Here is a 12,376-nt window from a genome sequence, read left to right as displayed (position 1 = left end):
AAATCAATTGGATTCAAAGGGGCTTGATTGAGGGCTGTTTTTCTAAAAGTAAAAAGCCCTGCAAGTAAATTTGCAGGGCTTAATTGTAATATTGAAAACTTGTATTGCCAAAAAAATTATTTGATCATTTCAAAACTTCTTTTTACGAAAGCGGTTAAAGCTTCTCCTTTTAATAAGTTTTGTGACAATTTAGCTAAGTCTAAAGCTTGTTTAACCAAATGTTCCTGATGTGTTTTGTCTTCTGTGTTCAGGATGCTTGACGCTAAGTCCGAATTGGTGTTTACAATCAAATTGTACATTTCCGGCATATTACCCATTCCGAACATTCCGCCACCACCTGACTGACTCATTTCTTTCATTCTTCGCATGAATTCAGGTTGCGTGATGATAAACGGAGCCGCCTGACTGTCCATTGCTTCCAATTGTACAGAGTATGCTTTAGGGATGTAAGTTTCTAAAGATGTTTTTAATGTTTCTTTTTCTTCATCTGATAATTTAGAAATAGTATTTTCTTCTTTCTTGATTAGATTATCAATGTGATCAGAGTCTACACGCACAAAAGTTAAACCGCTATTGTCGCCTTCAATTTTTTGAATTAAATGTGAGATAATAGGGGAGTCCAAAAGTAATACTTCATATCCTTTTTCTTTTGCTGTTTCAATATAAGAATGCTGTGCATCTTTGTTTCCGGCATAAAGAACGATCAGTTTTCCGTCTTTGTCGGTTTGATTTTCTTTTAATTTTTCTTTTAATTCTTCCAGCGTAAAGTAGGTATCGTCAACTGTTGGGTACAACACAAACGCACCGGCTTTTTCGTAGAATTTATCTTCAGAAAGCATTCCGTATTCTAAAACGATTTTAATGTCGTTCCATTTTTGTTCAAAATCAGCACGATTTTCATTGAACAAAGCTTTTAGTTTATCGGCTACTTTACGAGTGATATAGTTTGAGATCTTTTTGACCGCACCATCAGCTTGTAATCCTGAGCGGGAAACGTTCAATGGAATATCCGGAGAGTCAATAACACCTTTTAACATCGTTAAAAATTCAGGTACAATTCCTTCTACGTTATCTGTAACGTAAACCTGGTTTTGGTACAATTGAATTTTGTCTTTTTGAATCTGCATGTCCGAACCTAACTTAGGGAAATACAAGATTCCGGTTAAGTTAAAAGGATAGTCTACATTTAAGTGAATGTTGAACAACGGCTCCTCAAACTGCATTGGGTATAATTCTCTGTAGAAGTTTTTGTAGTCTTCGTCAGATAATTCAGTTGGTTGTTTCGTCCATGCCGGATTTGGATTGTTGATGATGTTGTCGATTTCAACAGTTTCATTTACATAATCTTCAGGAGCATCTTCCGGTTTTGGAAGTGTTTCTGTTCTGGTTCCAAATTTAATTGGCACAGGCATAAACTTGTTGTACTTATTCAATAATCCACTGATTTTTGAATCTTCTAAAAATTCAAGAGAATCTTCAGCAATGTGCAGGATGATTTCAGTACCACGTGAAGTTTTATCAGCTGGTTCTAAAGTAAATTCAGGGCTTCCGTCACATGTCCAGTGTGCTGCAGGTTCGTCTTTGTATGATTTTGTAATGATTTCTACTTTTTCTGCAACCATAAAGGCAGAATAAAAACCAAGACCAAAGTGACCAATAATTCCTGAATCTTTAGCAGAATCTTTGTATTTGTCAAGGAATTCTTCCGCTCCTGAAAAAGCAACCTGATTGATGTATTTTTCCACTTCGTCAGCAGTCATTCCAAGACCCTGATCGATAATGTGGATTTTTTTTCCTTCTTTGTCTACTTTGATTTCGATAACCGGATTTCCGTATTCTACTTTAGCTTCGCCAATACTAATAAGATGTTTTAGTTTTAAAGTAGCGTCAGTTCCGTTGGAAACAAGCTCACGTAAGAAAATTTCGTGATCGCTGTATAAGAATTTTTTGATTAAGGGAAAGATGTTTTCAACCGAAACATTAATTTTACCTGTTGTCATATTTTTTTATTTTTTAGTTTAATGTGATGATTTTCATTTCTTCAAATAGAATACCAATTGTTTTTTGGGTGACAAAATGGCGTAAGTGTTAATTTTGAAAGAAAATAATTAGATTCTGAAACCCGAGATATCCCTATGAATTGTATCTTTGTGGTATAATAATTGTTAAACGTGTCAGTATTAACTCTAAAAAAAATGTACAAAATGAAGAAAATTATTTTCATTTGCATGATGGCCGCGATGTTTTTTGCGTGTAAATCAGCTTCGTCTACAACAGCTTCAAATGGAGCACCCACACTATCGACTAAACTTGACAGACCTACTCAGGTAGCTATTAAAGGAAATTGGGTTTTAACCAATGTTTCTTATCCCGGTTCTGAATATATCAAGGTAAATTCTTTTGATCTTGCAGATTCTAAATGCTTCATCGGAAGTACGTGGAATTTCATTTCAAATAACAACAAAGGGTCAATGGCTTTGACAGCAGCAAGCTGCACCGGATTTAATTCACCAATTGTTTGGAGTGTTAATAATCAGGGAATGTTTGTTCTTAAAATTTTGGATGCTGGGATAAAAGCTAAAAAGGTAAGAGATGGATACCTATTAAAAGTTGCAGGTTTGACTGATAATTCATTTCAGTTGATCGATAACATTAACGTAGGTGGACAAACAAAAGATGTAGTGTACCAATTTCAAAGAGCCAATTAAAAATAAAAATATAGAAAGATGAGAAAGATAACCGTTTTAAGTTTGAGTTGTTTGCTAGTATTAGCAAGTTTTTTTACAAGCTGCGATTCAGTAAAAAATGCAAATAACACACAAAAAGGTGCCGGAATTGGAGTAGTTGCGGGTGGTATCATAGGTGCTGTTTTAGGTAATAACCTAGGAAAAGGCGGAAATGCTGCTTTGGGAGCTGCAATTGGAGCTGCTGTAGGTGGAGGAACCGGTGCTCTTATTGGAAACAAAATGGACAAACAAGCCCGTGAAATTGATCAGGCTTTACCAGGTGCAAACGTAGAAAGAGTAGGAGAAGGAATTCACTTAACTTTAAATGAAAATGCAGTGCGTTTTGATACTAATAAATCTACTTTGACACCTCAGGCTAAAGCAAATTTAGATAAATTGGTACCAGTATTTAACGAGTATGGAGATACTGATATTCAAATTTTTGGATATACTGATAATACAGGAAGACCAGAATACAATTTGACACTTTCAGGACAAAGAGCTGCTTCGGTACAGGCTTATTTAGTTTCAAAAGGATTAAAATCAAGCCGTTTTAAAACTTCAGGTTTAGGTATTGTTGATCCAATTGCGACAAACGACACACCGGAAGGAAGAGCACAAAACCGTCGTGTAGAGTTTTCTATCACTGCAAACGACAAAATGGTAAATGATGCTAAAGCTCAGGCTGGAAAATAATTTCAAACTACAATAAAATTTCTTAAAAGCTGTTTCATAATTGAAGCAGCTTTTTTTTGACTTTAGAAATTAAACATTGTAAATTTGGACTTTCAAATATAACCCATGCTCGACATTCAAAATATCTCTTTTTCGTACACCGAAAACCCTGTTATAAAAAACGTTTCTTTTACCATAAATAAAGGTGAGAATATTGCCATCATTGGTGAAAGCGGCTGCGGGAAAAGTACACTTTTAAAACTTATGTACGGCTTGTACAACCTGGATGAAGGCAAGATTTTTTATAATGAGAAGCCTATTTTAGGACCAAAGTACAATTTGATTCCGGGAATGCCATTTATGAAATATCTGGCTCAGGATTTTGATTTGTCTCCTTATGAAACAGTTGCGGAGAATGTTGGGAAGTTTCTTTCGAATGGTTTTGCAAACATGAAAAAACTGCGTGTTCAGGAATTATTGGAGATGGTAGAAATGGAACAGTTTTCAAACGTGAAAGCTAAATTTTTGAGTGGTGGTCAGCAGCAGAGAGTGGCGCTGGTGCGGGTTTTGGCATTAGAACCTGAAGTGATTTTATTGGATGAGCCTTTTAGTCAGATCGATGCTTTTAGAAAAAATGCATTACGCCGAAATTTATTTCGCTATTTGAAACAAAAAGGAATTACCTGTATTATTGCTACACACGATAGTACAGATGCTTTGTCATTTGCCGATGAAGCCATTGTGATGCGTAACGGAGAAGTTATTATTAAGGACAATCCAACAAAAATTTATGAAGATCCTGAAACGAAATATGTAGCCTCACTTTTTGGAGAGGTCAACGAAGTTCCTACACATTTGTTGGTTCCGTATGAAGATCAAATGCATAAAACTTTGGTGTATCCACATCAGTTTAAAATGGTTACCGAGTCTAATTTGCCGGTAAAAATCAGAAGAACTTATTTTAGAGGGAATCACTATCTTATCGAAACGGTTTATAAAAGGCAATTAATCTTTTTTGAAAGTGAAATTGACCTTCCGCTTGAACAGGAAATATTTTTAGGTTTGAACTATCTATAAAATAAAAGCCATAAACTAATCGATTAAGTTTATGGCTTTTTTTTTATTATTAAACCGGACAGGTTTTTAAAATCTGTCCGGTTTGCTTTTTGTAGTGATTTAGTTTTTCAGATATTTTTCTAAAAACTGATCTTGTTCCCAAAGCAAGTGTAAAATGTTTTCTTTGGCAACATAACTATGTGCTTCTTTCGGCAGGATAACCATTCTTGCAGTCGCTCCTAAGCCTTTCAAAGCCTGGTAGTAACGCTCTGTTTGTAAAGTAAAAGTTCCCGGATTATTGTCGGCCTCACCATGAACTAACAAAAGAGGTGTTTTCATTTTGTCGGCATTCATAAAAGGGGACATTTTAGTATACACTTCCGGAACCTCCCAGTAATTACGTTGTTCTGTCTGGAATCCAAAAGGAGTCAGCGTTCTGTTATAAGCACCGCTTCGGGCGATTCCACAAGCAAAAAGGTTGGAGTGAGTCAGTAAGTTGGCCGTCATAAAAGCACCATACGAGTGACCTCCAATTGCTACTTTTTTACGGTTAATATATCCCAAAGCATCAACCGCATCAATTGCAGCTTCTGCATTGGCTACCAATTGTGGCATAAAATTATCATTAGGCTCAGTCGTTCCTTCACCAATGATAGGGAAAGCGGCATCATCAAGAACAACATATCCTTTAGTTACCCAATACACAAACGATCCGTAATAAGGAGTTGTGAATTCATTTGAATTTTGAGTCGATTGTCCGGCACTGTTTCTGTCTTTGTATTCAGCTGGATAAGCCCAGATTAATAAAGGTAACTTTTCTTTTTTTGCTTTGTCGTAACCGGCTGGTAAATATAAAGTTCCTGAAAGTTCAAGACCATCTTTACGCTTGTATTTGATAACTTCCTTACTCACATTTTTAATGCTTTCAAACGGATTTTTGAAAGAAGTAATTGGTGTTAAGCTGTTTTGTTTTTTGATATTTCTAAAGTAATAATTTGGATATTCACTCTTAGACTGAATTTGTACCAAAACTTTCCCCGATTTAAAATCTTCAATTTCAAGTAAATCTTCTTTTTTGTCTTTGTATGGAGAAGTATAAATACGTTTAGATTGTAATGTTTTTAGATTGAATTCATCAATAAAAGGAAATTGTCCTTCTTTCGTATATCCGTCTCCAATACGGTAAGCGTTATCTTTTTCAATCGCCAGAACATACTTGTTGTATTCGTTCTTTCTGGTTTCGAAAACTCCCGGATCTGAGTAAACATCCTGTTGATTTCTGTCTGTAATTACTTTTGGCTGTTGAGCCGGGTTTGCAGGATTGATCAGGTAGGTTTTGGTGTTACGGGTGTCGTACCATTGGTCCGTTAGAAAAGCCACATTATCATTACCCCAGGTAATATCGGCGTAACGCTGCGGTACTTTTACTAAAGAAGTCGCGTCACTTGTAAAAGGAGCGTTCCAAAGAAAAACTTCGTCTCTAAAATCAACCTTATTGGCAGGATCACCTTCATCTAAAGCTACAACATAAGATAAGGTTGCAGGTTTATCATTTCTCCATGCCATTTCTCTTTTTCCTTTTCGAACAGCCATAAAACCTTTTGGTATTATTTCGTTTAACGGAACTTCATTAACTATTTTGATCTCTTTTCCTCTCGCATCATAAACAATCGTTCTGGATGGGAATCGGTATAAAGGAACTACGTAAGAAAATGGTTTTTGAATCGTGGTCAGCATAATAAAATTACCGTCAGGCGAAATTCTTTCTCCGTAATACATTGCAGCTTCTTTAAACAATGTAGCATTTCCGTTAAGATTAACTTTGTACAGTTCAGAAGTGGTGATGTTTTCAAAATTAATTTCGTCACTTTGATTTTTCAACATATCAGGATACGTTCTGTTTTGAGATTTTGTTCCTGCTGTATTAGAGATAATTGGACCAGTTGGTAAATCATTTTTAGGATCCAATAATGGTTTTCTGTTTTTTGGAAGCATTTTTACCAAAATAGTCTCATTGTCTAAGAACCAGCTAAACGGATTTCCTAAATTGGCATTAACAGTTGCCTCGGTAAGTTTTGTTGCTTTTGCAGTTTCAACATCCAGAAACCAAAGTTCGACACCAGAACTTGTGGTGTGAGAGAATAATATTTTTTTATCATTCGGAGACCAAAGGATGTTACTTATTTTTGGATTTTGAGGTAATCCTGAAACCTGAACCTCTTCTTTACCGCTAATTTTTCTTAGCTTTAAATTCGTTGTATAAGTTACAGAGCTGGAAATATTTGTTACCGGATTAATTCTTAAACCTCCTAAGCGAAGTTCGTCCTGGTTTAGATCATCGAGTGTTTTATATGTACTTCTGTACATTAATAGCATATTCTCCTTTTTTGTATCCATTGATACTGTAGGAGCTTTTTCGTAATCGGCTAAATCTAAGATAGATTTTGATGGTTTTTGGTAAGTGAGATTTTCCTGTGCAAAGGCAAAAAAGCCAATGTTAAGAAATAACAGTAATGTAACCTTTAATTTCATAATTTGAATTTTAGGAGTTTAGAGTTTGGTATTCCTATATGTTTGACTAAAATACTTCAAACTTGTTACATTTTAGGTGTTATTTTTGATACTTTTCACATTTTTCAGGCAAAAAATGTTTTTTCAGAATATAAACTGTCAGAATCCTATTTATAATTAAAGTATATTGAATTGCCAATTACGAAAAAAACACTAATTTGGACGTTAATGTTTTAAAGTATACTTAAATTTGCATTACAATTTTTTAACAAATAATAAAACAATATGTATCATTCAAAAATAGCGGGCTTAGGATATTATGTCCCTTCAAATGTTGTGACCAACGATGATTTGTCTAAGATAATTGATACCAATGACGAATGGATTCAGGAGAGAACTGGAATTCAGGAGCGTAGACATATTATTCGTGGAGAAGATACCACAACTACAATGGGTGTAAAAGCAGCTAAAATTGCTATAGAACGTTCTGGCGTCGCCAAAGAAGATATTGATTTTGTAGTTTTTGCTACCTTAAGTCCGGATTATTATTTTCCAGGACCTGGAGTTTTGGTACAGCGTGATTTAGGATTACGTACCGTAGGAGCACTGGATGTTAGAAATCAATGTTCTGGTTTTGTTTATGCATTGTCGGTTGCCGATCAGTACATTAAAACCGGAATGTATAAAAATATTCTGGTAATTGGTTCAGAAGTACATTCGACAGGATTGGATATGACTACTCGTGGCCGTGGAGTTTCGGTAATTTTTGGAGATGGAGCAGGAGCGGCAGTTGTAAGCCGTGAAGAAGATTTGACCAAAGGAATCTTATCAACGCATTTGCATTCTGAAGGACAACATGCCGAAGAATTAGCTTTACAGGCACCAGGAATGGGAGCACGCTGGGTAACCGATATTATAGCAGATAATGACCCTAACGATGAGAGTTATTATCCGTACATGAATGGACAGTTTGTATTTAAAAATGCAGTGGTTCGTTTTGCTGAAGTAATCAATGAAGGATTAGAAGCAAATGGTTTACAGGTTTCAGATATTGATATGTTGATTCCTCATCAGGCGAATTTAAGAATTTCACAATTCATTCAAAATAAGTTCAAATTGAGTGACGATCAGGTACACAATAATATTCAGAAGTACGGAAACACTACTGCAGCCTCTATTCCGATTGCTTTGACTGAAGCTTGGGAACAAGGAAAAATCAAATCAGGAGATACAGTTGTTTTGGCTGCTTTTGGTAGTGGTTTTACCTGGGCAAGTGCGATCATTAAGTGGTAAATTAATTCATCTTGCATTATATTTCATAGCCTGCTCCTTTTTAGAGCAGGTTTTTTTGTGCCTTGTATTGTCCGGCTGAGCGGAGTCGAAGCCTTTATGGTTGCTCTAACCTTTGATTTGCTTTGATCGTTCAGTTTTTAATTTATATTTTTGTTTGGCATCATTAAGCTGGTGCAATTCTTTAAATCAATCAAATGAAAAAAAATCAACTGGAGATAGCCTGTTTCAATTACGAATCGGCGATAATTGCGCAAGACAATGGAGCAGACAGAATCGAATTATGCGATGATATGCGACTTGGCGGGACAACGCCAAATCTGATAACAGCAGAAAGAGTTCGGGAAAAACTAACCATCAAAATGCACGTTATTATCCGGCCTCGTGGTGGTGATTTTGTTTATACGGAAGAAGAGTTTCTGGAGATGAAACAAGACATTAAACAATTGAAAGAACTGGGAGTTGATGGTTTTGTTTTCGGGATTTTAAATCAGGATGGCAGTATAAACAAAGAACAGAATCTGGAACTGGTGCAATTGGCTAGTCCGCTTTCGTGTACTTTTCATCGTGCTTTTGATGTTGTAAATTCGATAGAACAAGGATTGGAAGAGGTGATTGCATGTGGTTTTCAAACGATACTGACTTCAGGACGTGGAAAGAATGTTGAAGAAGGAATTTTTGATTTAGAAGTGATTCAGAAATTAGCGAATGACCGAATTGAAATTATGCCCGGAGGAGGTTTGCGCTCTTCAAACATTAAATTACTTCAGGAAAAATTGCAGCCTACTTTTTATCATTCGTCTGCGATTACAGATCAGACAGAAACGGCAAATCCTGAAGAAATAAAAGAATTGAAAAACTTCCTGTAAACGGAAGCTATAAAATAAAGGTCGGGTTTTAAAGGCAGGGTTACGTTCGGACAAATGTTATGTTTTTTAAAGCCACAGATTAGATAGATTAAAATGATTTTTTAAATAGTGTTTTTTTTGAAAGAAATATCTTATATTTGAAACGCGAATCAATATAAGAGAAATTTCATGATTAATTTATCAATTTTAAAAATCAAAGATAAAGCCTGGTGGAGAGCGGGTGCAAGTCCCGTGCTATACAAGTTCTCTTGTTGGTTCGCAGCATCGTCAGGCCTCTTTTTAAAAAACTCAATGTTATGCGAACCAACAAGAGACAAACAATCAGACGCCCGGATGTGCGTAGTCTGAAAATTCAACCCAAAATGAGATTTAATGAATACAGTCAGAAAAAAGTTCCTGAGATCAAACTCTGCGGAAACTGGATGCAGAAACTTGGCTTCGAATTTGGAGAAAGAGTAATTGTGACTTGTATGCCTAATCTGCTGATTATTCGACCGATCGAACAGTAAAATCGAAAGGGATCAATTAAGTTAATAGAAAATAGAATTCAACAAAAAAAGTCCGGAGTTTAAAAATTCCGGACTTTTTATTTTTAAATAAATAATTAAACTTTAGTGATGAATGCGGTATTAAAGAACTCCACCACTACTGCCAATATTGTTCTCTTCTCTATTTTTACGGTTCATACCGTTGATTTTTGCTCCTCCAAAATTGTAGGTCAGGCCTAAATAAACCGTTTGACTTTCCCAAGTGCTGAGCCCTGAGTGCGGGTAAGGATATTGTGTGTCAAAAGAATATTTCATCGTATCGAAAACATCATTAAAACGAAGGCTTATATTCATTTTATCGTTCAATAAAGTATAACGCGTGCCTATGTCCATTTTGTACATTTGGTGGCTGTTGCCCTGAAGACCGTCACTTGGCCCATTGTAAAGACCAAATAGTAAAAAGCTCATGCGTTTGTTGACTTTAAAATTAGAGCTTATTCTACTGGTTAAAGCAGAAACTGTAATTTTTCGATCGATTGGCGTTCCTGTGTTTGTGATTGGGTTTAATGAAAAAACAATTCCTCGCTGATTGATACTTGAGTAGTCAATCGATGGCGAGATATCCCACCATTTTGTGATTTTATAATTAAAAGAAGCTTCAAATCCATAAGCCGTATTATGATCAAAATTGGTATAAGATACGATTAGTTTATTGCCCACTGCCTCATTATAATACGTATCTATGACTCTGCTGATCTGATCGTTGATACCTCTGGCATAAATTCCCAAATTTAAACTCCCTTTTTCTAAGGTCTTCGTGTAATTTATCTCTACAGAATTCGTGAACTGAGGTCTTAATTCAGGATTCCCCAATGTCGTTACCATTGGTGTCGAAAATTCACGAATAGGTCTTGTTTGTTCTAAACTCGGGCGATCTACGCGACGGCTGTAGCTCAATTGCAGGGTATTTTTTTCATTTAGATTATAAGTAAAATGAGCAGATGGATATAATGTGATATAATCGTCATTAAACTTATCCTGACCATGATTAAAACTGGCAGCTGCTTTGTAGCTTTCAAAACGCGCGCCTAATTGATAACTGAATTTTTTAAATTTCTGACCGAATGTTACATAAGCCGAGTAGATATCTGTATCGTAAGTGTAATAGAGCAGCTGATCCTCGGTTGGGTTAACAGGGTTTATTCTGGCATAATCATTTTCTGATTTTGTGATTCTGGCCTCGGCACCCAGTTCGAGAGTTGTTTTTTCGTCCAGCGGATTAACATAGTCCAGGTTGACTGTATTTAGTTTACGATGACTTTTGTTTAAATCTGTATAATTTACATTTTTGACAGTGTTGTCAGGAGCGCTGTTTTGGGTGTCAAAATGGGCTTGTTGCGAGGCATTGTATTTGCTGAAGTTTCCTTCAATATCTAAAGTGTGACCTTCTTTTTTAAAGAGATGTTTATAAGCCAGATTGTAAGTTTCCATTTTTTGAGGGCCGAAGTATCTGGAATTTTGCAAGATATTGCTGATTTCAGGATTATTGTTGTAGTTGATATTAGCGTCAACAAATACGTCCTGATTGTATTTGCTTTGATTCGTGTAGAAAGAAATAGTATTCTGCGCGTCAATGAAATAATCCATTCCGATTTTATAAAGATGAGAGTCGGCAATCGATTTAAAGTCTATTTTTTGATAAAGATCCTGATCGAATCTTTGAAGAGAACTGTCGAAAAAATAGGTTCCTAAATTTTGACCGGCATTTCCATAAAAATTTACTTTTCCGTTTTTATAATTCAAATTCAGGGATTGATTGTGTTTGGTAGCTTCCCCAAAAGTGATTCCTCCGCTGTAACTTCCGTTAAAACCTATATTGGTATTTTTAATTAAAACGATGTTGATGATTCCCGACATTCCTTCCGGATTGTATTTGGCAATTGGATTGGTAATGAGCTCAATTTTTTTGATAGAAGTTGACGGGATTTGTTTTAGCAATTGAGCAGGGTCAATATTACTGGGTCTTCCGTCAATCAATACTCGGACATTATCATTTCCGCGAAGCGAAATCTTTCCGTTTTGATCTACATTGACAGATGGAATATTATTCATAATCTCAGAAGCTGTAGCTCCGGCAGTAGTCAGGTCTTTACCGACTGTGATTACTTTTCGATCCAGTTTTTGTTCAATGGTTGAGCGTTCGCTAATAACATTAACCCCTTTAAGTTGTGTTGCTTCTTCTTCAAGAGCAATTTTAATACTAGTCTCTTTTTGATTTTCACTTAAAACAACAGATCCCGTGTATTTCTTAAATCCGATATATTGAATTTCGATCGTGTAATTTTTTAAAGCCAGATTTTTAATGGTAAAATCTCCATTATCATCAGTGTTAACTCCTGAGACAATTTTTCCATTGTCTTTAAGTGAAACCATAGCATAAGAAATAGGGGCATGGTTTGATTTTTCGGTAACTTTTCCGGAAACAGTTCCGGAAGTTTGTGCCTGAAGAGTTGTCATTGTAGTCAGTAAGACTAGTAAGAGTAATTTTAATTTCATGAACATGTGATTGATTTGATTGATGATTGTTTCATTTTGAAATACTTCAAAATGTATCACTAGAGACCGTCTTTCCAATCCGATGTTACAGTAAAAATTAAAATCAGAAATGTCTTTTTTGTGATGTGCTGTTTTAGAGTAAATTAGTTTTTGAATTTTTGATAATTTTAACAATTTGTAGAGTTGAATTTTGGATGGATTTTCA

9 protein-coding genes are annotated in these 12,376 nt (G+C 35.5%); 6 read left to right on the top strand and 3 right to left on the bottom strand.

The window, feature by feature from the left end; genetic code table 11:
* Nucleotides 1–116: 116 nt before the first annotated feature.
* On the bottom strand, nt 117–2,000 hold the full coding sequence (htpG, locus tag M4I44_RS01200; protein WP_017494901.1) for a molecular chaperone HtpG: 1,884 nt from the start codon (nt 1,998–2,000) through the stop codon (nt 117–119).
* 204 nt (nt 2,001–2,204) lie between these two features.
* Between htpG and M4I44_RS01195 the strand changes: the two genes are divergently transcribed.
* From M4I44_RS01195 to M4I44_RS01185, 3 genes are all read left to right on the top strand, one after another.
* Nucleotides 2,205–2,708, top strand: a complete 504-nt coding sequence (locus tag M4I44_RS01195; RefSeq protein WP_026109809.1) for a lipocalin family protein — start codon at nt 2,205–2,207, stop codon at nt 2,706–2,708.
* Nucleotides 2,709–2,726: 18 nt separating this feature from the next.
* Entirely contained in the window at nt 2,727–3,422 is a 696-nt protein-coding gene (locus M4I44_RS01190) for an OmpA family protein (protein ID WP_017494899.1), read from the top strand.
* A gap of 105 nt (nt 3,423–3,527) precedes the next feature.
* Nucleotides 3,528–4,478 carry an ABC transporter ATP-binding protein gene (locus M4I44_RS01185; protein ID WP_017494898.1) on the top strand — a complete coding sequence of 317 codons (951 nt, stop codon included), beginning with the start codon at nt 3,528–3,530 and terminating at the stop codon, nt 4,476–4,478.
* A 99-nt stretch (nt 4,479–4,577) separates the two neighbouring features.
* Here the strand turns inward: M4I44_RS01185 and M4I44_RS01180 are convergent, their stop codons facing one another.
* On the bottom strand, nt 4,578–6,989 hold the full coding sequence (locus M4I44_RS01180; protein ID WP_249966290.1) for a prolyl oligopeptidase family serine peptidase: 2,412 nt from the start codon (nt 6,987–6,989) through the stop codon (nt 4,578–4,580).
* 264 nt (nt 6,990–7,253) lie between these two features.
* Between M4I44_RS01180 and M4I44_RS01175 the strand changes: the two genes are divergently transcribed.
* From M4I44_RS01175 to M4I44_RS01165, 3 genes are all read left to right on the top strand, one after another.
* Nucleotides 7,254–8,261 (top strand): 3-oxoacyl-ACP synthase III family protein, encoded by a 1,008-nt coding sequence (locus M4I44_RS01175; protein ID WP_017494896.1) that lies wholly within the window; start codon nt 7,254–7,256, stop codon nt 8,259–8,261.
* 194 nt (nt 8,262–8,455) lie between these two features.
* Entirely contained in the window at nt 8,456–9,127 is a 672-nt protein-coding gene (locus tag M4I44_RS01170) for a copper homeostasis protein CutC (protein WP_249966289.1), read from the top strand.
* Nucleotides 9,128–9,423: 296 nt separating this feature from the next.
* On the top strand, nt 9,424–9,636 hold the full coding sequence (locus tag M4I44_RS01165) for a SymE family type I addiction module toxin (RefSeq protein WP_017494894.1): 213 nt from the start codon (nt 9,424–9,426) through the stop codon (nt 9,634–9,636).
* A gap of 120 nt (nt 9,637–9,756) precedes the next feature.
* On the opposite strand, the gene M4I44_RS01160 is transcribed toward M4I44_RS01165, so the two are convergent.
* The gene (locus M4I44_RS01160) at nt 9,757–12,171 is read right to left on the bottom strand and encodes a TonB-dependent receptor domain-containing protein (RefSeq protein ID WP_249966288.1); all 2,415 of its coding nucleotides are present in this window, start codon (nt 12,169–12,171) and stop codon (nt 9,757–9,759) included.
* Nucleotides 12,172–12,376: the final 205 nt, after the last annotated feature.

Origin of the sequence: Flavobacterium sp. B183 (assembly GCF_023539155.1) — a bacterium.
Taxonomy (GTDB): domain Bacteria; phylum Bacteroidota; class Bacteroidia; order Flavobacteriales; family Flavobacteriaceae; genus Flavobacterium; species Flavobacterium tructae.
This window is presented reverse-complemented; position numbering and strand designations above follow the sequence as displayed.